General features: G+C 58.6%; 23 protein-coding genes. 13 read left to right on the top strand and 10 right to left on the bottom strand.

Going from position 1 to position 22,784, the window contains the following annotated elements; translation table 11 throughout:
- Window positions 1-168: 168 nt before the first annotated feature.
- Together BN77_RS05345 and BN77_RS05350 are read left to right on the top strand one after the other, a co-directional pair.
- Window positions 169-2,004: a TPR end-of-group domain-containing protein gene (locus tag BN77_RS05345; RefSeq protein ID WP_244426206.1), complete on the top strand. Its 1,836-nt coding sequence runs from the start codon at window positions 169-171 to the stop codon at window positions 2,002-2,004.
- A gap of 150 nt (window positions 2,005-2,154) precedes the next feature.
- Window positions 2,155-2,364: a hypothetical protein gene (locus tag BN77_RS05350; protein ID WP_007529255.1), complete on the top strand. Its 210-nt coding sequence runs from the start codon at window positions 2,155-2,157 to the stop codon at window positions 2,362-2,364.
- A gap of 13 nt (window positions 2,365-2,377) precedes the next feature.
- Here BN77_RS05350 and BN77_RS05355 read toward each other — a convergent pair whose 3' ends face one another.
- Window positions 2,378-2,746 carry a helix-turn-helix domain-containing protein gene (locus tag BN77_RS05355; protein WP_007529256.1) on the bottom strand — a complete coding sequence of 123 codons (369 nt, stop codon included), beginning with the start codon at window positions 2,744-2,746 and terminating at the stop codon, window positions 2,378-2,380.
- A 316-nt stretch (window positions 2,747-3,062) separates the two neighbouring features.
- Here BN77_RS05355 and mbfA point away from each other — a divergent pair, with 316 nt between their 5' ends.
- On the top strand, window positions 3,063-4,046 hold the full coding sequence (gene mbfA, locus BN77_RS05360) for an iron exporter MbfA (RefSeq protein WP_040676771.1): 984 nt from the start codon (window positions 3,063-3,065) through the stop codon (window positions 4,044-4,046).
- A gap of 115 nt (window positions 4,047-4,161) precedes the next feature.
- Here the strand turns inward: mbfA and BN77_RS05365 are convergent, their stop codons facing one another.
- The gene (locus BN77_RS05365) at window positions 4,162-4,761 is read right to left on the bottom strand and encodes a transglutaminase-like cysteine peptidase (RefSeq protein ID WP_007529260.1); all 600 of its coding nucleotides are present in this window, start codon (window positions 4,759-4,761) and stop codon (window positions 4,162-4,164) included.
- Between the two features lie 148 nt (window positions 4,762-4,909).
- The gene (locus tag BN77_RS05370) at window positions 4,910-5,710 is read right to left on the bottom strand and encodes an alpha/beta hydrolase (protein WP_007529262.1); all 801 of its coding nucleotides are present in this window, start codon (window positions 5,708-5,710) and stop codon (window positions 4,910-4,912) included.
- Between the two features lie 179 nt (window positions 5,711-5,889).
- Here BN77_RS05370 and infC point away from each other — a divergent pair, with 179 nt between their 5' ends.
- The 5 genes from infC (at window position 5,890) to pheT (ending at window position 11,150) form a co-directional block, all read left to right on the top strand.
- Entirely contained in the window at window positions 5,890-6,426 is a 537-nt protein-coding gene (infC, locus tag BN77_RS05375) for a translation initiation factor IF-3 (RefSeq protein WP_025658610.1), read from the top strand.
- Window positions 6,427-6,717: 291 nt separating this feature from the next.
- A complete protein-coding gene (gene rpmI, locus BN77_RS05380) occupies window positions 6,718-6,921 on the top strand; it encodes a 50S ribosomal protein L35 (protein WP_007529267.1) in 204 nt (67 codons plus the stop codon).
- Window positions 6,922-6,960: 39 nt separating this feature from the next.
- Entirely contained in the window at window positions 6,961-7,365 is a 405-nt protein-coding gene (gene rplT, locus BN77_RS05385) for a 50S ribosomal protein L20 (RefSeq protein WP_007529269.1), read from the top strand.
- Between the two features lie 263 nt (window positions 7,366-7,628).
- Complete coding sequence (pheS, locus tag BN77_RS05390) at window positions 7,629-8,711, top strand: phenylalanine--tRNA ligase subunit alpha (protein ID WP_007529271.1); 1,083 nt, start codon at window positions 7,629-7,631, stop codon at window positions 8,709-8,711.
- Window positions 8,712-8,726: 15 nt separating this feature from the next.
- Complete coding sequence (gene pheT, locus BN77_RS05395) at window positions 8,727-11,150, top strand: phenylalanine--tRNA ligase subunit beta (protein WP_007529273.1); 2,424 nt, start codon at window positions 8,727-8,729, stop codon at window positions 11,148-11,150.
- Window positions 11,151-11,202: 52 nt separating this feature from the next.
- Here pheT and BN77_RS05400 read toward each other — a convergent pair whose 3' ends face one another.
- Together BN77_RS05400 and BN77_RS05405 are read right to left on the bottom strand one after the other, a co-directional pair.
- Complete coding sequence (locus tag BN77_RS05400; RefSeq protein WP_007529275.1) at window positions 11,203-11,562, bottom strand: nuclear transport factor 2 family protein; 360 nt, start codon at window positions 11,560-11,562, stop codon at window positions 11,203-11,205.
- Between the two features lie 100 nt (window positions 11,563-11,662).
- On the bottom strand, window positions 11,663-12,658 hold the full coding sequence (locus tag BN77_RS05405; protein ID WP_007529277.1) for an aldo/keto reductase: 996 nt from the start codon (window positions 12,656-12,658) through the stop codon (window positions 11,663-11,665).
- 126 nt (window positions 12,659-12,784) lie between these two features.
- Between BN77_RS05405 and BN77_RS05410 the strand changes: the two genes are divergently transcribed.
- Both BN77_RS05410 and BN77_RS05415 read left to right on the top strand, forming a co-directional pair.
- Complete coding sequence (locus BN77_RS05410) at window positions 12,785-13,675, top strand: LysR family transcriptional regulator (protein WP_007529279.1); 891 nt, start codon at window positions 12,785-12,787, stop codon at window positions 13,673-13,675.
- 71 nt (window positions 13,676-13,746) lie between these two features.
- On the top strand, window positions 13,747-14,364 hold the full coding sequence (locus BN77_RS05415; protein WP_040677584.1) for a hypothetical protein: 618 nt from the start codon (window positions 13,747-13,749) through the stop codon (window positions 14,362-14,364).
- Here the strand turns inward: BN77_RS05415 and BN77_RS05420 are convergent.
- Together BN77_RS05420 and BN77_RS05425 are read right to left on the bottom strand one after the other, a co-directional pair.
- Entirely contained in the window at window positions 14,354-14,797 is a 444-nt protein-coding gene (locus tag BN77_RS05420; RefSeq protein WP_007529283.1) for a GNAT family N-acetyltransferase, read from the bottom strand. The genes BN77_RS05415 and BN77_RS05420 overlap by 11 nt on opposite strands.
- Window positions 14,798-14,826: 29 nt before the next feature.
- The gene (locus BN77_RS05425) at window positions 14,827-15,774 is read right to left on the bottom strand and encodes an aldo/keto reductase (RefSeq protein WP_007529285.1); all 948 of its coding nucleotides are present in this window, start codon (window positions 15,772-15,774) and stop codon (window positions 14,827-14,829) included.
- A 179-nt stretch (window positions 15,775-15,953) separates the two neighbouring features.
- On the opposite strand from BN77_RS05425, the gene BN77_RS05430 reads away from it, so the two are divergent.
- Window positions 15,954-16,940 (top strand): Gfo/Idh/MocA family protein, encoded by a 987-nt coding sequence (locus BN77_RS05430; protein ID WP_007529287.1) that lies wholly within the window; start codon window positions 15,954-15,956, stop codon window positions 16,938-16,940.
- A 3-nt stretch (window positions 16,941-16,943) separates the two neighbouring features.
- Here BN77_RS05430 and BN77_RS05435 read toward each other — a convergent pair whose 3' ends face one another.
- Together BN77_RS05435 and BN77_RS05440 are read right to left on the bottom strand one after the other, a co-directional pair.
- Window positions 16,944-17,321: a GtrA family protein gene (locus tag BN77_RS05435; protein WP_007529290.1), complete on the bottom strand. Its 378-nt coding sequence runs from the start codon at window positions 17,319-17,321 to the stop codon at window positions 16,944-16,946.
- Window positions 17,318-18,325 carry a glycosyltransferase gene (locus tag BN77_RS05440; protein WP_007529292.1) on the bottom strand — a complete coding sequence of 336 codons (1,008 nt, stop codon included), beginning with the start codon at window positions 18,323-18,325 and terminating at the stop codon, window positions 17,318-17,320. Before BN77_RS05440 ends, BN77_RS05435 begins: the two co-directional genes overlap by 4 nt.
- 155 nt (window positions 18,326-18,480) lie before the next feature.
- Here BN77_RS05440 and BN77_RS05445 point away from each other — a divergent pair, with 155 nt between their 5' ends.
- Window positions 18,481-20,310: a hypothetical protein gene (locus BN77_RS05445; RefSeq protein WP_007529294.1), complete on the top strand. Its 1,830-nt coding sequence runs from the start codon at window positions 18,481-18,483 to the stop codon at window positions 20,308-20,310.
- 3 nt (window positions 20,311-20,313) lie between these two features.
- Here BN77_RS05445 and BN77_RS05450 read toward each other — a convergent pair whose 3' ends face one another.
- Window positions 20,314-20,550 carry a hypothetical protein gene (locus BN77_RS05450; RefSeq protein WP_007529296.1) on the bottom strand — a complete coding sequence of 79 codons (237 nt, stop codon included), beginning with the start codon at window positions 20,548-20,550 and terminating at the stop codon, window positions 20,314-20,316.
- A 603-nt stretch (window positions 20,551-21,153) separates the two neighbouring features.
- On the opposite strand from BN77_RS05450, the gene xseA reads away from it, so the two are divergent.
- Window positions 21,154-22,743 carry an exodeoxyribonuclease VII large subunit gene (xseA, locus tag BN77_RS05455; RefSeq protein WP_007529300.1) on the top strand — a complete coding sequence of 530 codons (1,590 nt, stop codon included), beginning with the start codon at window positions 21,154-21,156 and terminating at the stop codon, window positions 22,741-22,743.
- The last annotated feature ends 41 nt before the right edge of the window (window positions 22,744-22,784 follow it).

Raw genomic sequence — 22,784 nt, forward strand, 5'->3', positions numbered from 1 at the left:
TCACATTCAAAATCGCTTTATTATCTTGTATCAACCAAATGATTGGTGGGACATTAAGATAATAAAAGGTTAAATTAGCGAACCCAACAACATTGCAGCGCCGGGGGACACTTGGAACGCCGTCTCGCAGCCATCCTTGCAGTAGACATCGTCGGCTATAGCCGGTTGATGGGTTCAGACGAGTCCGGAACGCTAAGTGCGGTCAAAAGCTGCCGCACGGAGCTTCTCAATCCGAAGATCGCACAGCATCGCGGCCGCATCGTCAAGCTGACCGGTGATGGCATGCTGGTGGAATTCTCCAGTATCGTGAACGCTGTTGCCTGCGCCGACGAGGTGCAGCGGGAGACGGCACAGCGAAACCTGTCGGTCCTTGAAGACAAGCGCATCGAATTTCGGATCGGCATTCATCTGGGCGATGTCATCGTAGAGGAGGGCGACATCTTTGGTGACGGTGTCAATGTTGCCGCCCGGCTGGAAACATTGGCCGAGCCCGGCGGCATTGCCGTTTCTGCCTCGGTCAGAGACCATGTCGGCTCACGGCTCGACCTTTCTTTTGAGGACCGCGGTGAGCACAGGCTCAAGAACATCAAGGAACCGATCAGGGTTTATGCGATCTCCCCACGGCGGGCGTTGCCACTGAGAGTGAACAAGGCCGCCTTGGCTGCCGCCAAAGAAAAGCAGAAGCAGCTCGTTGCTGTTCTGCCTTTCACCAACATGAGCGGTGATGCGGAGCAGGAATATTTTTCAGACGGCATCACCGAGGATATCATTACCGACCTCTCCAAAGTATCGAACCTCTACGTCGTCGCGCGCAACACCGCCTTCACCTACAAGGGAAAGTCCGTGCAGGTGAAGCAGGTGGCTGCCGAACTTGGTGTCGACTTTGTTCTTGAGGGGAGCGTGCGCAAGGTCGGCCAGCGTGTTCGCATCACCGGACAGCTGATCGATGCGAGGAACGGCGGGCACCTCTGGGCCGATCGTTTCGACCGAGATTTGACCGATATCTTCGCGATCCAGGACGAGATCACCCACGCAATCGTCGACCAGCTCAAGATCAAACTGCTACCCGAGGAAAGGCGAGCGATCGAGGCCGAACCGACATGCAATGTCGAAGCCTATACCTATTATCTGCGTGGCCGGCAGCTCTCCCACACTTGGACAAGGCCTTACCTACTTCTGGCGCGCCGCATGTTCGCAACGGCGGTCACACTGGATCCGGAATATGCGCGCGCCTATGCGGGCATGGCCGATTGCGAGTCGGCGCTACGGGACTGGCATGCGGGAGAGTATACGCTGCAAGGGATTCTCGGCCTCAGCGCCAAGGCGCTTGCGCTTGATCCAAACCTGGCTGAGGCCCATGCTTCGCGCGGTTTGGCATTGCATCAGGACGGGCGCGATGAGGAAGCCCTGGTAGAATTCGAGAAAGCCCTTGCGCTCGAGCCCGATCTCTACGAGGCAAACTTTCACTACGGGCGCTTCCTGTTCATGCAAGGCAAGTTCGAGGGTGCGATCACGTTTTTCACCAGGGCGGCCGAGATACGGCCGGACGACTACCTCTCGCCGATCCATCTGATGAGTGCATGCCATTCGCTGGGGCTGAGGGAGGAGCGGGAGCACTGGGCGCATGTTTGCATTGAGCGTGCAGAGCATGCCCTGGAATGCCATCCGGAGAATTCGGGGCCGGCTCATCGTGGGGCGCTTGCCTGGGCTCACCTCGGTGAGGCAGAGAGAGCTAAGGAGTGGGTGAAGCGCGCCCAGATGATCGATCCGGACGACATCGTTGCACAGTATAACGTTGCCTGCGTGTACGCGCTGTTGAATGAATGTGATACGGCACTGGACCTGCTGGAGGCGCTGCTGCCACAATCGTCATGCTATCAAATCCTCTGGTTCAAGCACGATTCGGACCTCGATTCCGTCCGTGACCACCCGCGGTTCGAGAAAATGCTTGATGCGATCGAGGCATGCTCGGCCTCGATAGACTTTAAGGTGGCATCGGAATAGCCACTTTCCTCGATCGGTTGCTCCAGAATGAAACAGCTGCGCAACGCGCATCCGACTGGCGTTAACGCAGGCGATGAATGTCGCTTTGCAAAGACACGCAGAAGCGCCAGTATTCCTTCGGGGATCAACCAAAAACCAAGGGCAACTTCCATGACGGTAGCAGCCACCACCTTGTCATTGCAGTCAGATGATGTCGACGTGCTTGCCGGCGCACTCTATGCTTGGTGCGCCGAGCGCAATATCAAGCTGCGCAGCCAACAAGGGCTCTCCATCGCAAGCATCGCAATCGATCTCTATCATGCCGGCCATCAGACGCAGGACGACCTGCTCGTTGCGCTTCACGAATGCGATCATCACTAGCCGACCGCAGCGCTTAGCCCAGGGCCTCAGCGTAGCTTTCACCGATCATGATAGAGAGGATCGTTTTGACGGCCTCCTTACCAGCCGTGGATCGAAGCTTGTCGTAGTGTATCGCCAGCTCGTAGGCTTCGGGGCTGAGCCCCTGCCGCGCCGATCCGTCGGTCGCGTTTGCGCCTTCGAACAATTCCGAAATATCCACGCCGAGAAAGACGGAGATCTGATGCAGCTTGCTTGCAGATACGCGATTGGTGCCTTTCTCGTATTTCTGAATTTGTTGAAAAGTCAGCCCTAGTGCCTCTCCCAGTTCCAGCTGCGATATGCGTCGTTTGGCTCTGAGTGTCCGCACATTTCTACCGACAATGATATCTACCGGATCTGGCACCGTGGTGTTCCCTCATAAGAATATTAAATATGGCTAGTACTATGCCCGCGTTCTGCAATATCTCAACCCATCAGTTGCAAATTTCAACCTGCCTTTGCTGTGGTTTTTAGGGCCGTAATCCTACACTTTCGGCGTAGGTATAGACTACAGCGTGCACGCTATTTTCCATGCCAGTTAAACGTGGCATTAAGGCCAAAACGATACGCCATTGTACTTGTTGCATTGACCGGCCGATTCTCATGCTCAGGGGCCGAGCAAAACTTGACCGACGCAGTATCTGCCGCTATTTTAGAATAATTCTAAAATAGAGGTTGGCATGCTGAGCAGGTTTTTTAGATCATCCAAGCGTTCTTTTGACTCTTTGTCCGAACAGGAAATGCTGGCGCTCGCTATTGGTGCTGAGGAGGAGGATGCGCGCATCTATCTCGCTTACGCAGACACGCTGCGAGCCAACTACCCGGCGTCCGCGAAGGTTTTCGAGGAAATGGCCGCGGTTGAGGATACACATCGCAGATCCTTGATTGAAGTCTATCGAGAGCGGTTCGGCGAGCGCATTACGCTCATTCGTCGGGAACATGTTCGGGGATTTTATGACCGTAGGCCCGACTGGCTGCGGCGCAACCTTCCGTTGGAAAAGATCCGGGGTGAAGCCGAAGCTATGGAGCGGCAGGCTTACCACTTCTATGTCGAGGCGGCGAAACGCGTGACGGACGCGCAGACCAGGCAGTTGCTCGGCGACCTCGCACTGGCGGAGCAGGGCCACGAGGACATCACCCGTATGCTCGATGACAAGCACACCCCGGTCGAAGTCAAGGGAGAGGAAGATCTTGCGGCCCGGCGGCAGCTTGTACTCACCTATATTCAACCCGGCCTGGCCGGTTTGATGGACGGCTCCGTGTCGACGTTAGCGCCGATTTTCGCGGCCGCCTTTGCGACCCAAGACACCTGGCAGACCTTCCTTGTTGGCATGTCCGCTTCTGTTGGCGCCGGGATCTCGATGGGCTTCACGGAAGCGGCCCACGACGATGGCAAGATTTCCGGCCGCGGTTCACCGATCAAGCGCGGCCTTGCATGTGGTGTCATGACCGCACTCGGCGGCCTTGGCCATACCTTGCCTTATCTCATTCCGCACTTCTGGACGGCAACGACGATGGCCGTGGTCATCGCGATTTTCGAACTCTGGGCAATTGCATTTATCCAGAACAGATACATGGAAACACCGTTCCTGCGCGCTGCGCTACAAGTGGTCGTGGGTGGCGGGCTTGTTCTCGGTGCCGGCATTTTGATCGGCAATGCCTGAGCATAACTGAAGATCGGCATTAAGCACCGCATGCGAAGTCTGAACAAAAAAGCAACGGCGTCAATTGCCGTTGCTCTGTCATTCGCATTGTTGCGATGAGGATGATGATCATTGCTTACTGCAGAGCGCCGACCAGAACGTCGCGGCCATTTTCGATGGTGACCCACCGACCGGCATTGGCGCTCGACTGGCGCTTGATGAAGGAATAGGGGGTATCGAACCAAGGCTTGACGTTCGATGCTAGGTTGTCAAGCACGAAGTCGCCCTCACTGGTGCGCAGTGTCAGTACCGCGTGCCCTTCGCCATCGGGCTTGCGGACAACCGTGAGGAGAAGGTTAGCTGGTGAGATTCCACGTTGGATCAGGACACGGCGCTTCAGCAAGGCGAAGTCTTCACAATCACCTGCCGTCGTCGGATAAGCCCAAACTTCATCTTTGCCGTAGATTTCTTTGTCGGTCATCGGCGTGATGCTATTGTTGACCATGGAGTTGACGGATTGCACTACTGCCCATTTGGCGTCCGACATCTCGGCCGGCGAGACATTACGGTTCGGCCCGCATTCGTCCCGATGAATCTGACAGAAGTCATAGTGGCCGATCGGCTGGGAAGTGGCTGCGCCGGTAACCATGGAAAGGTTGTTGGTGGAAGCCGGAGTCGCGGCTGTAGACATAGCAAACATGGCCATCATGGCCACGAGGAAACCCTTGATCCGCACGCCCGCTCTTCCCTTGCATCGCCCGTTTTATTAACAAAAAGTTAACGGACGGAGGCTCGAAGAGTCAATCGTTACTTCTGCGGAGGGGCAGCTACCCGCCAACATGGTTAAAATCCGTTAGGATTTGGCACAGCTTGTATCGTTTGGCTTAGTGGATCAGCCCTTTGACGGCGGCGAGCATGCGCTCGATATCCTGGGGTCGCGACAGCCTGTGATCGCCGTCACGCACGAAGGTCAGCACGACGTCGTCGGCGGGCAGGTGCTCCATGAGCTTCATGGCGTGCTGATAGGGAACGTCTGCATCCTTCATCCCCTGAAGGATATGCACCGGGCAGCCAGTCTCGATGATACCTTTGAGCACGCTGTTGTCGCGCCCGTCCTCCATCAGCGCCCGCGTATAAATGTTCGGCTCCGGGCTATAAGCCGACCGCTCTTCGAAATAGCCTCGCTTGGCGAGTGAGGCTATTTCTTTCTTCGTGAGGTTCGGTTCGATCAGATCGGCGGTGAAGTCGGGAGCCGGGGCAATCAACACCATTCCGTCAAGCTTTGGCCCATCCTGTCGCTTGGCGAGCTCCTGGGCGAGCCGCAAGGCGATCCATCCGCCCATCGACGAGCCGACGACGAGGATGCGTTCGGGTGCTATATGGAGGATCACGGCAAGCGCTTCCTCCAACCAGCGCGAGATCGTGCCATCGACAAACTTGCCGCCGGATATCCCATGACCAGAATAGTCGAGGCGCACGCATGCAAGGCCGTTTTCGGCCGCGAACTTGTCGAGTTCGACCGCTTTGCTGCCACTCATGTCGGAGCGGTAACCGGATAACCAAACGAGTGTTGGGCCGGTCGCCTGGTCTGGTTGGCTTCGCGCGATGTAGGCAATCTCGCGTGCGGCTTCTCCCTCGCCGACAGTCAGATATTGTTGGTCATGAATGAGATTTGCGTCAAACATCGCGAAACTCCAGTTGTTTTGGCCTATAAAACAGATTCTTGACAGGCTGACAGCAGGTGTTTTTTCCGCTAAAGAATGCTACCGACTCCGTTGCAGCAATGGCGAAATTACGTTTGTGCTTCCAATATTGGGAGTGCCGAGGCTGCAGCGATCCGAAACAACGCGAGGAGAATACGACCATTCGCAGACCCTTTAAAGCCGACGCGCCCGTGAAGGAAGGGCCGCGCTCGAACCGGGAAATTCGCATCCCCCGAGTTCAGCTGATTGATGCTGAAGGACAGAACTTGGGCGTCGTGCCCACCGACCAGGCCCTGAAAATGGCTGAAGAAGCCGGCCTCGACCTGGTGGAAATCTCCCCCAATGCCGAACCGCCTGTGTGCAAGATCCTCGATCTGGGCAAGCTGAAATATGCCAACCAGAAGAAGGCTGCCGAGGCGCGCAAGAAGCAGAAGATTGTCGAAGTCAAAGAAATCAAGATGCGCCCCAATATCGACACCCATGACTATGAGGTGAAGATGAAGGCGATGGGCCGTTTCTTTGAGGACGGCGACAAGGTCAAGGTGACACTGAAGTTCCGCGGCCGCGAAATGGCGCACCAGGAACTTGGTATGAAGCTGCTGCAGCAGGTGAAGGCCGACACGACAGAGTATGCAAAGGTCGAAGCCGAGCCCAAGCTTGAAGGCCGCCAGATGATGATGGTGCTCGCGCCGAAGTGAGGCGCGTCGCCGCTCTCGTATCAAAGCCGTCCGCGAGGGCGGCTTTTGTATTTTGGCCCAGAAGATTCCTTGGCCGCCCCGTTGCACTTTTATGACGCTGCGGTTATAAGCGCGCGTCCGAACTGACCGGCAGGGCATGCCGTGGCAGTTTCGAATGCTTGCGGAACGGTTCGTCATCGGAGCCGCAGATCAACAACAAACGCTCCCGCACCTTGTTGCGACGGCCGGAAACCGGGCATCGCAGGAAGGCTTCTTTGATGAAGAGTCGGGGTCCAGAAACGGAGTAGCAAAATGCCCAAGATGAAGACGAAGTCTGCTGCCAAGAAGCGGTTCAAGATCACCGCGACCGGCAAGGTCAAGGCTGCAGCTGCTGGCAAGCGCCATGGCATGATCAAGCGTACCAACAAGTTCATCCGCGATGCACGTGGCACCATGGTTCTCGCAGAACCGGATGGCCGCAAGGTCGTGAAGAACTACCTGCCGAACGGTCTCTGAGACTATTCCGCGAACGCTTTAGATTAAGGAGATCATGAAATGGCACGTGTAAAAAGAGGCGTTACTGCCCACGCCAAGCATAAGAAGGTTTTGAAGGCCGCTAAGGGCTTCTACGGCCGTCGCAAGAACACCATCCGCGCCGCGAAGGCTGCTGTCGATCGTTCGAAGCAGTACGCTTACCGCGACCGCAAGGTCAACAAGCGTAACTTCCGCGCCCTCTGGATTCAGCGTATCAACGCTGCTGTCCGCGAATTCGGCCTGACCTACGGCCGCTTCATCGACGGCCTGAACAAGGCTGGCATCGAAGTCGACCGTAAGGTTCTCTCCGACATGGCAATCCATGAGCCGGAAGCATTCGGTGCACTCGTTGCTGCCTCCAAGAAGGCTCTCGAGTACCTGAAGGACGCCGGTACGAAGAACGAGTTTGAAGCAGCCGTCAACTAAGCCGGCGCTATTCGAACTTCTGCTTCGATGATCTTGAACCCGCGCTGGCCAGGCTCGCGCGGGTTCTTTGCATTTGGCGCGATGGCGATTGAGACGACATAGCTCTTCTTCTCTCAATGTCGCGGGCTTTTTGTGGTGTGCCCGGTTGATTGGCCGCGTGCACATGGGTAGTGATCTGCGACGCTTCATCGTGGCGCACCAGCTATCCGATGCATGTTCTCGTGAATTATCGACAAGACTGACGCCCTGTGAGGCAGGAAAAGATGACCGAACTCGAAACTCTGGAAAAGCAACTTCTGTCTGATGTGGCAGCCGCTGCCGACGAGCCGGCGATCGAAGCCGTGCGTGTCGGTGCGCTCGGCAAGAAGGGCTCTGTCTCCGAGCTCCTGAAAACGCTGGGCGCGATGACGCCGGAAGAGCGCCAGACGCGCGGCGCGGCGATCAACGCGCTGAAGAGCGCCGTCACAGACGCGATCGCGGAACGTAAGGCGGAACTGAAGAAGGCCGCGATCGATGCGCGTCTGAAGGCCGAGACAGTTGACGTTAGCCTGCCGATACGCTCGTCGCCCGCCGAGCGCGGCCGCATTCATCCGATCAGCCAGATCATCGACGAAATCACCGCGATTTTTGCCGATATGGGCTTCTCGATCGCCGAAGGTCCAGATGTCGAGACCGATTACTACAATTTTACGGCGCTGAATTTCCCGGAAGGTCATCCCGCCCGCGAGATGCACGATACCTTCTTCTTCAATCCAGACGAGAATGGTGAGCGCAAGGTGCTGCGCACGCACACCTCGCCAGTGCAGGTGCGTACCATGGAAGCGCAGAAGCCGCCGATCCGCATCATCATCCCGGGCAAGACCTATCGCCAGGACAGTGACGCGACGCACTCGCCGATGTTTCATCAGGTCGAAGGCCTCGTCGTTGACAAGAAGGCGAATGTCGCCAACATCCGATGGGTGCTCGAAGAGTTCTGCAAGGCCTTCTTCGAGGTGGACAGTGTGACGATGCGCTTCCGCCCGTCCTTCTTCCCGTTCACCGAACCCTCCTTCGAGGTCGACATCCAATGCGACCGCTCCGGCCCGATCGTCAAGTTCGGCGAAGGCACCGACTGGATGGAAATCCTTGGCTGCGGCATGGTGCACCCGAACGTGCTCCGCGCGGGCGGTCTCGATCCCGACGAGTACCAAGGGTTTGCCTGGGGCATGGGCCTCGACCGCATCGCCATGCTGAAATACGGCATGCCAGACCTGCGTGACTTCTTCAACGCCGACGTTCGCTGGCTGACCCATTACGGCTTCCGCCCGCTCGACATGCCGACGCTATTTGGCGGTCTGAGCGCGTAAGGGAGGATAGAGATTATGAAGTTCACACTTTCCTGGCTCAAGGATCATCTGGAAACGGATGCGTCCCTCGACGAAATCTGCAAGCGTCTGACTGAGATCGGGCTTGAGGTCGAGGACGTCGACGACAAAGCGGCGTTCAAGCCTTTCGTCATCGCAAAGATTCTCTCGGCCGAAAAGCACCCCCAGGCCGATCGACTGAAGGTTCTATCGGTCGATACGGGCAAGGGCGCGCCGGTCCAGGTCGTCTGCGGCGCTCCGAATGCACGCGTCGGCCTGATCGGCGCCTTTGCCCCCCCCGGCACCTATGTCCCCGGTATCGACATGACGCTTGCCGTCGGCAACATCCGCGGCGTCGAGAGCCACGGCATGATGTGCTCGGAGAAGGAGCTGCAGATCTCCGACAGTCATGACGGCATCATCGATCTTCCTGAGGATGCGCCGGTCGGCCAGAGCTACGCGGCCTACGCCCATCTCGATGATCCCGTGATCGAGATCAACCTGACACCGAACCGTCCTGATTGCACCTCGATCTATGGTATCGCTCGTGACCTGGCGGCCTCCGGCCTCGGTACACTGAAGGCACGTCCGGCACCGTCCCTCGCCGTTGAAGGCGAGACGCCTGTCAAGGTGACGCTCGACCTTGATGACGAGAAGCTTTGCCCGGGATTTGCGCTGCGCCTCGTGCGCGGTGTTAAGAACGGCCCGAGCCCGAGGTGGATGCAGCAGCGCCTGCTGGCGATCGGGCTGCGCCCGATCAACGCGCTGGTCGACATCACCAACTACATGACCTTCGACCAGGGCCGCCCGATGCACGTCTTCGACGCCGCCAAGGTCACGGGCAATCTGACCGTTCGCCGCGCCAAGGAAGGCGAAACGGTGCTGGCGCTTGATCAGCGCGAGTACAAGCTTGGACCGAACAATGTGGTGATCGCGGACGCCAATGGCATCGAGTCGATTGGCGGCATTATGGGCGGCGAGCATTCGGGCTGCGACGTAAACACCACCGATGTGCTAATCGAGAGTGCTCTCTGGGATCCGATGAACATCGCAAAATCCGGCCGCAGCCTCGGCATCATCACTGATGCTCGCTACCGCTTCGAGCGCGGCGTCGATCCGGAATACATGATTCCGGGCCTCGAGCGCACGACCGAACTGGTCCTCGAACTCTGCGGCGGTACGGCGGCCAAGGCCGATATCGTCGGCTACAAGGGTTATGAGCCCAAGATCGTCGATTTCCCCTTCTCTGAGGTCAAGCGCCTTACGGGACTTGAGGTTTCGTCGGAAGAGAGTGTCGAGATCCTGACGCGTCTCGGCTTCAAGGTCAGCGGTTACGGCGAACGTGTCTCCGTCGCCGTTCCGTCCTGGCGTCCCGATATCGACGGCAAGGCCGACCTCGTCGAAGAAGTCATGCGCATCCACGGCGTGGACAACATCAAGCCGGCGCCGCTGGAAAGCCATGCCGCGGTCAATGGCAAGATTTTGACGACGCTGCAGATCCGCACCCGAAGCGCTAAGCGCGCGCTTGCCTCGCGCGGCATGCTCGAAGCAGTCACTTGGTCGTTCATATCCGAGGATCAGGCGAAGCTTTTCGGCGGCGGCTCGCCGGCTCTCAAGCTCGCCAACCCGATCGCAGCCGATATGTCCGACATGCGGCCGTCACTGCTGCCCGGCCTGCTCAGCGCTGCTCAGCGCAATGCTGACAAGGGTTATGGCGATGTCGCGATCTTTGAAGTCTCCGGCACCTATGAGAACGATCGTCCCGAGGGGCAGCGCCGCGTCGCCGGCGGTGTGCGCCGTGGCACCGCTTCGCTTGCCGGCGCCGGCCGCATGTGGCTGAACGCCGCCAAGGGCGGCGGCAAGCCGGTCGACGTCTTCGATGCCAAGGCCGATGCACTCGCAGTGATCGAAGCCTGCGGTTTGCCGATGGGCAACATCCAGATCGAGCAGGGCGGGCCGGACTGGTATCACCCCGGCCGTTCAGGCACGATCAAGATGGGTCCGAAAATAATTCTCGGCTATTTCGGCGAGTTCCATCCCTCGACGCTTGAGGCCCTCGACGTTTCGGGCGCGCTCTGCGGCTTCGAAGTCTATATTGATGCGATGGCTGAGCCTAAGAAGAAGGCGACCCGCACCAAGCCGGCGCTGGAGCTTTCGCCGTTCCAGGCCGTAAAGCGTGACTTCGCCTTCGTCGTCGACAAGTCGGTGGAAGCCGGTGCGATCATCAAGGCCGCGTCTGCCGCCGACCGCAAACTCGTCACAGGTGTCAATGTCTTCGACGTCTTCGAAGGCCCGTCGCTTGGTGAAGGCAAGAAGTCGGTGGCGATCGAAGTGCAGATTCAGCCGGTCGAGCGCACGCTGACCGATGAGGATTTCGAGGTGTTGACTGAAAAGATTGTTGCCAGCGTGACGAAGTTCACTGGCGGCGTCCTCAGAGCCTAGAGCGCATCGGATCTTTCAAAACAGAAAGCCGGCGATCGTTTCGCCGGCCTTTTTATGTGTGCAAATAATAGAGCTTGTTGACGATCATCCAGCGGCCCTCGATCCTCAGCATCGACAGATAGTCGGTGAAGCGCATGCCGGCAAAATCGTCGCTGACCTTCACGCTCGCCGCATCGCCGACGACGTCAAGCATCTGGATGTCCATGTGCGGCTGTGTCGTGGGCGGCGCCGAGCCTTCAGCCACGATCGCGGCGATGAACTCTTCCCGGTTCAGCCACTCGACGGCGTTCTTGTAATGACCGATGATGGCGCATTGCGGATGAAAGGCTTTCCGCAATGCAGCTTCGTTCGCGAAGGTCATGCCTTCGACATAGAGATGAACGACTGCTTCGATTGCCTGCTGGTCCGACATGCCTCACCTCTTCAGAACATGCCCAATAGCATAGTGCAGTGAATGAGTGCGGCAAGGTCGCACAAGGATGCGGCCTGCGTTCGAAGCTCCAATCTTTCGGCTAGAGGTTCGTCATCGCCAGCGATGCATCGGAGTAACGCTTGCCAGCGATTTGATCCAACGGGATCGCTTCGTTGATCTCTGCCAGTTCGGACGCATCGAGCACGATATCGGCCGCCGCTGCATTCTGCTCCAAGTGATGGATCTTGCGGGCACCGGGAATGGGCACGATGTCGTCGCCCTGATGCAGCACCCAGGCGAGCGCTAGTTGCGCCGTGGTCACGCCCCTTTCGCTCGCGAACCTTTCGAGCTTGGCCACGAGCGCGGCATTGGCATCGAAATTATCCGACTGGAAGCGCGGCAGCTGCCGCCGGAAATCGTCTGTGGCAAGATCTTCGGGCTTCTGGATCGTGCCGGTAAGGAAGCCTCGACCGAGTGGGCTATAAGGCACAAAACCGATCCCCAATTTGCGGCAGGTGTCGAGTACGCCGTTTTCAGGGTCGCGAGACCAGAGCGAATACTCGCTCTGCAGCGCCGCGATCGGGTGAACCGCATGGGCGCGCCGGATTGTGGCGCTACCAGCCTCGGAAAGACCGAGCGCGCGCACCTTGCCTTCTCGTACCAGGTCCGCCATTGCGCCGACGGTCTCCTCGATCGGCACATTGGGGTCGACGCGATGCTGATAGAAAAGGTCGATCGTTTCTATACCGAGCCGCTTCAGAGAGGCTTCGGCCACCCGCTTCACGTTTTCCGGGCGACCGTCGACCCCTGTCAGTGCCGACGGTCCCGATCGTTCCGGATCGAGTTTGAAGCCGAACTTGGTAGCGATGACAACCTGGTCGCGCACCGGCTTTAATGCCCGGCCAAGAAGCTCTTCATTGGTATAAGGGCCGTATGCCTCGGCCGTGTCGAAGAAGGTGATGCCCAATTCGACGGCGCGCTGCAGCGTCCTGATCGCCTCGTTTTCGTCGCTGGCGCCATAGGCAAAGCTCATGCCCATGCAGCCGAGGCCAACGGCAGAGACTTCAAGGCTGTTTCCGAGTTTGCGGGTTTTCATGCGGAGGCTCCTCTGTCGAGCGAAATTCAAACCGCGGTCAATGCCGGGTACAGAGGAAACTTAGCGCCCCGTCAGTCATCAAAAAATACGTGCAATACATAACAGGCTGTTCTAGTAGTTAGATCAATGAATCGCACACAGCTCGCTCAACTTGCCGTTCTCGCCGCTGTCTCTGAGCGGCGGAGTTTTCGCGCCGCTGCCAAAGAGTTGGAGATTGCGCCTTCGGCGGTCAGTCATGCGATTTCCACCCTGGAGGCGAGCCTTGGCGTCCGGCTTCTGGCGCGAACGACCCGCAGTGTTGCGCCGACAGAGGAGGGGCGTCTTCTGCTGCAGCGCCTGAAGCCGGCGCTTGACGAGATCGGGATCGCCCTGGAAGCGGTCACCGAAGCTGCCGGAAGACCGGCCGGCAATCTGCGTATCACCGCGCCGCGCTTTGCCTCGGATATCCTGCTTGCGCCGCGGCTTGGCGAATTCTTGAACCGCTATCCCGACATTACCCTCGAAATCGCCAATGAGGATGGCCTCACCGATATCGTCCGTGAGGGGTTTGATGCTGGCATCCGGCTGGAGGAGAGCCTCGAGGCGGATATGATCGCCGTGCGGGCCTCGCCAAACCTGACGACGGTGATTGCCGGTTCGCCCGAATATTTTGACCGGCACCCCAAACCGCTGCATCCATCCGATCTCGTTCATCATCGCTGCATCAAGCGGCGCTTCGCCAATGGCACGATCTATCGTTGGGAATTCGAGAAGGACGGCCAGGAGCTCGTCGTCGCGGTCGATGGGCCTTTGATTGTCAGCGAAGACAGGCTGGGATTGATTGCTGCGCTGAATGGCGCGGGGCTCGCCTATCTGTTCGATCTTCGTGTCGAGGATGAACTGGCCAGCGGCAAGCTCGTTCGTGTGCTGGAGGACTGGTGCTCACCCTATCCGGGACCGTTCATCTACTATCCGAGCCGGCGCCAGATGCGGCCGGCTCTACGCGCCTTCATCGACTTCTTCCGGTATAGCCCATAGGCTTGTGCGGAAATCGGGTGGTCCGCAGCGCGCCGATCAGGGAGGGTCGCATGGAGGCAAGGGGCGGTGCAATGAAGAAACCTGGATCGATGAGGGGCATGGAAGAGCTGGGGCGTGCGCGTCTTTCGACAAATTTCTTCTTCCGCGATTTCCTTCATTCCGAAATTGCCGATTTCTATCGCATTCCAAACATCCCGGATAATCCTGATTTGGCGATTGAAGCGGGGAAGCGGCTTTGCGAGGAACTGCTGGAACCACTGCAGGCGACCTTCGGTCGGCTGCACATCCGCTCCGGCTATCGTTCCGCCGAAGTCAACCAGTTCGGCAATCGCAACAATCTCAACTGCTCCTCGAACACCGCGACGGCAGCTGATCACATCTGGGACCTTCGCGACTTTGACGGCTGCATGGGTGCCACCGCCTGTGTCGTCGTACCGTGGCTGATCGACAACTACGGCAACGAGGAGGAATGGCAGAGGCTCGCCTGGTGGATCCACGACCATTTGCCCTATGCCTCGCTCTGCTTCTTCCCAAAGCTCTGGGCCTTCAACATCCAGTGGCACGAGCGACCGCGGCGCGTCATTCGGAGCTATGTCAGACCGCGCGGCATACTGACGAAATCAGGCATGGCGAATTGGGAAGGCAGCCACGCGAGCTTCTACGAGGGCTTCCCGGTGCTTAGAAAATGATGCGGTAGCGAATGTGCCCGTCGCTTTTAACGTAGCTGTCGTAGAGCGCCCGCGCCGTCTTGTTCTGCTCGCTGGTGTGCCAGTAGAGCCGCGACCAGCCGTTCTTCCTGCAAAGCGAAACGAGATCGTCCATTAAGGCTCGCCCAACACCTTTGCCTCGTGCAGCCGGATCGACGAAGAGGTCTTCGAGATAGCAGTCCTTGCCGTGGATCCAGGTTCCTTCATGCGTCAGGCCGAGCGTGAAGCCCATCATCTTGCCATCCACCTCGGCGACGCGCATGAAAATCGCCGACGCCGGATCGAAAACCCGCCGCCACGTCGCGTCTGTGATATCGGGGTCGACCGTGACTTCGTAGAAGGCGAGGTAGCCGGCCCAAAGCTCGCGCCAACGCGCTTCGTCTTCGGGTCGAGCACCGCGGATCGTCACGGTCATCGTCTCTCTCTCTCTCTCTCTCTCTCCTGTCAGGCGCCGGCCTTGTCGAGCAGCGTCATTGCGTCGTTCGAGAGCGAAATCGTCGCTGACTTGGCCAGGCTCTCAAGCTGTGACAAGCTGGTAGCACTGGCGATCGGCGCCGTCACGCCCTTCTTTCTGAGCAGCCAGGCCAGCGCAATTTCTGCCGGTTTGGCGCCAGTTTCCGCAGCCACCTTGTCGAGAGCTGCGAGGATACGCAATCCCTTGTCGTCGAGATATTGGGCCACCCGGCCCTCGCGGGCGCGGCCTTCCGTATCGGCCTTCGTGCGGTACTTTCCGGAGAGGAAGCCGGCGGCGAGGCTGAAATAAGTGATGACGCCGATATCTTCCTTGACGCAGAGATCCGCCAGCGGCCCCTCGAAGCTCGCGCGTTCATAAAGATTATATTCCGGCTGGATTACATCATAGCGCGGCACGCCGGCCTTCGCGGCAGCATCGAAGGACGCCTTAAGCTGTGTGGCGTCGAGGTTGGAGCAGCCGATCGCGCGGATCTTGCCCTGCTGCTTCAGCTTGGCGAAAGCCCCGAGCGTTTCTTCATAGGGCGTGTTCTCATCCGGCCAATGCGAGAGGTAGAGGTCAATATAGTCGGTCTGCAGCCGGCGCAGCGAGCCCTCGACCGCCTTCAGGATATAGGTCTCCTTCAGCGTCTTGCCCTGGCCCATGTCGGAGCCGACCTTGGTGATGACAACGGCTTTGTCGCGCGAAATCTTGCCGCGTTTCAACCACTTGCCGATGATCTCCTCGGAATCGCCGCCCTTATTGCCCGGTACCCAGGCCGAATACACGTCGGCTGTGTCGATCGCGTTGAATCCGGCATCAAAAAAGGCATCGAGAATGTCGAAGGACGTCTTCTCGTCGGCGGTCCAGCCGAAGACATTGCCGCCGAAGACGATCGGGGCGATCGAAAGGCCTGTTTTTCCAAGACGGCGCATGTCCATGGCGCTCTCCTAAAGTGCTGGATTGATTGAAATCGCTGACGCGGCAGAACGCCGCCGGGAGTTAACCTAGCGCGGCCGCCGCCCGATGGAAACTGGCTCCTTGAATTGTGATCGCGCCATTGCGCCGCCGTCGCCGCCTTACTAAGGTGCGCAAAAATCGAAACAGGAGGACCCAGGCTATGCTGCGTTTTGGTATTCTTTCGACCGCGAAAATTGGCCGCGAACTCGTGGTCCCAGCCATTCAGGACGCGGAGAACTGCGTCGTGACGGCGATCGCCAGCCGCGATCTTGCCAGAGCCCGCGAGATGGCGGACCGCTTTTCCGTTCCGCATGCCTTCGGTTCCTACGAGGAGATGTTGGCCTCCGACAAGATCGATGCCGTCTATATTCCCCTGCCGACCTCGCAGCATGTCGAGTGGACGATCAAGGCCGCAGATGCCGGAAAGCATGTGCTTTGCGAAAAGCCGATCGCGCTCAAGGCCGATGAGATCGACCGCCTGATCGCCGCCCGCGATCGCAACAAGGTTCTCATCACCGAAGCCTACATGGTCACCTACACGCCGGTCTGGCGGAAGGTCCGCTCGCTGATATCTGACGGCGCGATCGGCTCGCTCCTGCATGTCCAGGGCGCCTTCACCTATTTCAACCGGGATCCTGGCAACATGCGCAACATTCCCGAGCTTGGCGGCGGCGCGCTTCCGGATATAGGCGTCTATCCGACGATCAGCACGCGCTTCTCAACCGGCAAGGAACCGCTCCGCGTCCAGGCCGTCACTCGTCGCGACCCGCAGTTCGGCACCGACATCTACTCGAGCGTCAAGGCCGATTTTGGCGATTTCGAATTGACCTTCTACATCGCCACCCAGATGGCAAACCGCCAGGTCATGGTGTTCCACGGCACGGATGGCTTCATCGAGGTCAAGTCGCCCTTCAACGCCGACCGCTGGGGCGCCGAGGAGATCGAGCTCGCCAACCGCAGCCATAACGAATCGACCGTCTTCCGCTTTCCGGACAGCCGTCAGTACAAGCGAGAAGCCGAGGCGTTTGCGCGTGCTGCTCAGGGCGAGACGGAAGAGATCGTGACGCTGGAGAGCTCGAAGCTCAGCCAGAAATTCATCGACGCAATCTATCGCGCCAGTGAGAAGGACGGCTGGGAAACGGTCTGACGGTCACTCGTTGCGGAAGACGAAGCGGGAATAGCCAAAGAAGCTGAGAAGAACCGAAGCGGCGGTGGCTACTACCATCGCCGTAACCGGTTGCAGATCTGGAAACGACAGCAGCAGCGCCGAATAGAGCCCGTAGTTGACGAGAGCCGCGGTCACCCCGACCGAGCCGTAGCGAAATCCCTCGACCGCCAAAGAGTGGCCGGACCGAGCGAACGTGAATTTTCGGTTGAAGATCCAAGTCGTAGCCATTGCCATGGCTATCGCGACCAAGCGCGCAAGGAACGGGCCGAGCGGCGTCGTTTCCAGCAAGAGCGAAAGAACGCCTGCATCTACGAGAAAGCCAATGCCACCTGCAATGCCGAAGCGGAGCAGCTTTTTCATGCAGCGCCGACCCGTGTGGGCCGTTGCTGAGCATTGAGATCATCAATGAGCGGAAGCGACGGTTCACGTGGACGAGGGGCGAGGCTCATGTAGTGGATGCGAAGCTGTTCTGCGCGTGCGCGCGAAACGGAATCAAGGATCACACCAGCAGTAAACATCATGAACGACACCATCATCAACGCCATCGACAAGACCCATGTCGGCATCCGGTTGACAAGACCCGTTTCAAAATACTCGGTAAGCACCGGCACCATAAGTCCGAGGCTGGTTAACATGAAAACTGCACTGATGATACCGAAGAAGGCGAACGGACGCGTCTCTTTCATCAGCATGGCAAACATCCATAAGATCTTGGTTCCATCCCTGAAAGTGGAAAGCTTCGAATGGGACCCTTCCGGCCGGCGACCGTAGTCCAGTTCCAATTCGCTGACGGGCAGTTTCAGACGAGATGCGTGAACAGACATCTCCGTCTCGATCTCAAAGCCTCCCGATACCGCGGGAAAGCTCTTGACGAAGCGTCGCGAGAAGGCCCTGTAGCCCGAGAAGATGTCGGTAAAGTCGGTTCCGAAGATCGCTCGGTAAAGCATGTTGAAGATCTTGTTGCCGAAGGCGTGCCCCTGCCTGCCGGCATCCGCATGGACGCCACGACGCGTCCCCACCACCATATCAGCGCGCTCGGTCAACAGCGTGCGAACCAGCTCCTCGGCGTCGTCAGGTGAGTACGTCCCGTCACCATCGGCCATGATATAGATGTCCGCCTCGATGTCGGCGAACATGCGCCGGACAACATGACCTTTGCCTTGCCGCCGTTCGCGCACGACATGGGCGCCGGCGAGCATAGCTTGGAGCGCGGTGCCGTCGGTCGAGTTGTTGTCGTAGACATGGATGGGCGCGCCAGGAAGCGCTGACCTGAAACCGCGAACGACTTCGCCGATCGTCGCGGCCTCGTTGTAGCAAGGCAAGAGCACGGCAATACGCAGATTGTCGATACGCGATCCAGTCATGATCAAGCTCGTGGCGAGAAATTCGCCTGAGAATAGATGCCGGCCGTTAACAAGTGGCTACAAAGATTGGCGAAAGCGGGCTGTCGTAAGGGCTTTTACGGTTTCTTGATGGGAGAGCGCTAGGGTTCATTGCTCAAAACGATGAGATCCGCTTCATGACGAAGGTTGCCCAGATGGTCGATGACTCCACATCGGCATCGTCGATTACCACGCTGCGCATTGCGACGACTAGGCTATGGCCGTCGGTGCTCGTCTACAGCGTCCTTCTCATTATTGCCATCCTGGCTCTCAAGCTGCCCGGGGCAACGGACTATGTCGGTTGGGACAATGATGACAGCATGCGGCTTGTCGAAGTCCGAGACTTCCTGAATGGGCAGGGCTGGTTCGACCTGATGCAATATCGCATGGGGCTCGGCGATGGCACGCTGATGCACTGGTCGCGCGTGATTGATCTTCCGATTGCGACACTGATAAAGTTCTTCAGTCTCTTTTTTCCGCAGGAGCGGGCCGAGGCGCTCGCGCTGGCCGTCTGGCCGCTTTCGCTAACGATCCCCAGCCTGTGGGCGATGGGTTTGGCGGGCCGGCGCCTCGACGGTACGTTGGGAATGCACGTTGCGCTGGGATTGGCGACACTTCTCCTCGTGACAAGTAATCGCTTCCTGCCGGGAGCAATAGATCACCACAATGCCCAGTTCGCGCTCGTTGCAATCATGAGTGCGATGCTCCTCGATGAAAGTCATCCGCCTGTCAACTATGCGGCGGCTGGTTTGGCGGCCGCGACCGCGATCGCAATCGGGGTCGAAACGACGCCTTTCGTTGCGGCAGTGTGCATTGTGGTCGCTATCTCTTGGGCTTGGGAAGGCGAGCCGTTCGCGCGCGCCGCTAAGGCCTTCGGGCTTGCGCTGGCCCTGTCCATCAGCCTGTTCTTCTTTGGAACCGTGCCCCCGCGCCTCTATTCGGCGGTTACCTGCGACAACCTTTCGCTGGGGTATTACAGCCTGGCGGCGATTGGCGGCGTATTGCTTCTTTTTTTTGCTGGAAGCCCGGCAAGCCGTTCAATACGTTTTGTCTTTGTGGTTGCGATCGGTGCGGTCGTTCTCGCTACGGCCGTCACGATCGCTCCCCAATGCCTTGACAGCCCACTGGCGGAAATCGATCCGATCCTTGTCAGGCTCTGGCTGGGCGGCGTGCAGGAGGCTCAGTCTATCTTCGGTGCCAACCGGCAGGACACGTTTATGATCGGGTTCTTCTACGCGACCGGTGTCTTCGCCATCGCGGTCTGCGCATTCCGCCTGATCAACGGGGGTCGCGTTCGGGTGCACCTGATCCTGCTCTTTTTGCTGACGGTCAGCTGGGCAATCGCGGCCGTTCAGGTCCGCGGCGCGATGTTCTCCAACCTTCTCGCAGTCTTCCCGCTGACCCTATTGATTGTCGACATGCGCCGCATATCGGTCAGCGACAGCGAGGATGTGGCGGCTGCCTTCTGCTATGTTTCCACTGTTCTCATGAGTGTTGCTGCTGTCTGGGGACTTGGGGGGCATGCAATCGGCATGCAGGCGAACAATGGTGACGGCATCGGGCAGGCGCCTAACTCATCCTGTTCATCGAAGACGTCTCTGGCGCCTTTGGCCGGTATGCCATCCGGCTTGGTGGCGGCACCATCCGATATGGGCGTTTCCATTTTGCGCTTCACGGACAATCGCATTCTGGCCGCACCCTATCACCGAAATCAAGGTGGCATGCTGACGGAAATACATATTGGGTTGGCTCCATCCCAGGAGGCAGACGCGCTTCTCAAGGAAGCCGGTGTCAGCATTCTAGCCTTTTGCGCAAATAATCCGCAGACCAAGGAGCTTGCGACAATCAAGCCGGATGGTCTCTATGGACAATTGGAGAAAGGTGTTGTTCCGGCCTACCTGAAGCCAATGCCTGCGCAAGAGGGCGCGCCGGTTCGGTTCTTTCGCTACGTGCCCAGTGGCTCGTAGCATTTAAACGTATCGCCGGCGATCTCGGATACGATCCACGGAATGGAGGCCGAGAAGGCAGATCAGAAGACCGGCGTCGTAGCATACGATGGCAGCCGCGAGATCGAGAATGGACGTCAATGAGACCCAAGCCGCACCGGCATAGGCGACGCACATGAGACAACCGACCAGCACCATCGAAAAGATTGAGCGCATTGGCGCAGTAACAAAACCAAGTATTGTGGCCGTCAGAGCGATCATCGGTATCTCCTGATTCCTTTCAGTATAGGCGCGTACATCTTGTCGAACAATTAATCGAACGCCTTGCTACCGTTTTTCCCGGTGTTCGCAATCGGTACAGTCATGGTACAGAGCGTAACGGAGGACTTACGTGAGCCCGAAAGTGGTCTCCGCGGTGTTGCCGGGTGGATTGGACACGAGAGATGCGCAGCGGCAGCATCGAACCGTTCGGGTACCGGAGAAAAGGTAAGAACCTGACCCGACGCCATGGTCACCGCCAGATCTCATCCAATGCCGAAATATATGCGCCCTTATGGTCTCAGTGAGATCGAGATTGTCATTTGGGCTGGCGAAGCCGGCACTCCTAGGAGCGATGAGCGAGGGCATGGCAACCGAAACGGCCGGACATGAAAACTTTTCTTGTTGTTGTCCGATCAAAGCTCTTTAAAGGTCGCCGGGGAAAATTGGGGAGGTGGTCGATTGCTGCCGTTTCTGAAATATAGACCTAAGTATTTGATATGGTAAGTAAAACAACTGCACTGCCAATTTCGGCTGTGGGAGAGCGCAAAAAATCGCTTCCCATTGGAGGCTGCTCTTTGCGGCCTCATCGGCTAGAACGGAACTATGAGCAACGTCTTCGAGAATGATTCGCCGAGCAATCTTACGGAGTACTCGGTTTCGGAGCTTTCTGGCTCGATCAAGCGCACTGTCGAGACAGCCTTCGACCAGGTACGCGTGCGCGGCGAGATTTCCGGATATCGAGGCCCGCATTCCTCCGGGCACGCCTACTTTGCTTTGAAGGATGATCGTGCCCGCATCGACGCCGTCGTTTGGAAGGGGACGTTCTCCAGGCTGAAATTCCGTCCCGAGGAGGGGATGGAGGTGATCGCAACCGGCAAGGTGACGACATTCCCCGGCTCATCGAAGTATCAGATCGTCATCGAAACGCTGCAGCCGGCTGGCGCTGGCGCGCTGATGGCGCTGATCGAAGAGCGCAAGCGAAGGCTTGGCGCCGAAGGCCTGTTCGATCCGTCCCGCAAGCGGCGGCTGCCGTTCATGCCGAGGGTGATCGGTGTCGTGACCTCGCCGACTGGCGCTGTCATTCGCGATATTCTCCACCGCATCTCCGATCGTTTCCCGGTGCACGTCATTGTCTGGCCGGTAAAAGTGCAGGGTGACGGCTCGGGAGAGGAAGTCGCGAATGCGATCCGAGGCTTCAACAGCTTCGATGTGCGTGGGGACATGCCGCGCCCGGATGTCCTAATCATCGCGCGTGGTGGCGGTAGCCTTGAGGATCTCTGGAGCTTCAATGACGAAATTGTCGTAAGGGCCGCGGCCGAGAGCCAGATTCCATTGATCTCGGCTGTTGGCCACGAAACTGACTGGACGCTGATCGACTACGCGGCCGATGTCCGTGCGCCGACGCCGACCGGTGCGGCCGAGATGGCGGTTCCCGTGAAGGCTGAACTGGAGGCCCAGACGGCGGCGCTTACCGCGCGTCTGCAGGGTTGCATGAGCCGCCGGATGGATCATCATCGCCAGTCCGTACGGGCACTGATCCGCGCGCTGCCGTCGCTGGATCAGTTGCTGGCTCTCCCGCGCCGCCGCTTCGACGAGGCGGCCGCCGGTCTTGGGCGCGGCCTTGAACTCAATACGATCAACAAACGCCGTGGCTTTGAGCGCATCGCCGCGCACTTGCGTCCCGATGTCCTGTCGAACCGGCTCGCCGAGCGTCGCCAGTTTCTGAACGAACGGATGACGCGCGCCGAGCGGACGATCGAGCGCCTCATCGATCGTTCGAAGTCGCGGGTCACCCGCGCGGACGCGACCTTTGCCACGCTGCCGGCGCGCCTGAAAACGCAGACCGCCCGCTTGCGCGATCACCTTGCCAATTTGTCCCGTCACGCTGATACGGCCGCAAGGCATCAGCTGACGCGGGCGCGCGGCGAACTCACGGCGCAGGACCGCGTGCTGCAGTCCCTGTCATACAAGAATGTCTTAAAACGTGGCTACGCAGTCATTCGCGACGACGAAAACAAGCCCGTGTCGCAGGCGGCGATGTTGTCGTCGGGCATGGGCATTTCCATCGAGTTTGCGGATGGCCACGTGGGCGCCGTGACGACCGAAGCCGGGACTGCGCCGGCCACGCCCAAGAAGCGAGCCGCCAAGCCGCAAGGTGAACAAGTCCCGCCGAAACAAGGAAGCTTATTCTAGGTAATAGCGGGCGGTTTCATTACAGCGCCGACATCATTGAA

Source organism: Rhizobium mesoamericanum STM3625 (assembly GCF_000312665.1).
GTDB lineage: Bacteria > Pseudomonadota > Alphaproteobacteria > Rhizobiales > Rhizobiaceae > Rhizobium > Rhizobium mesoamericanum.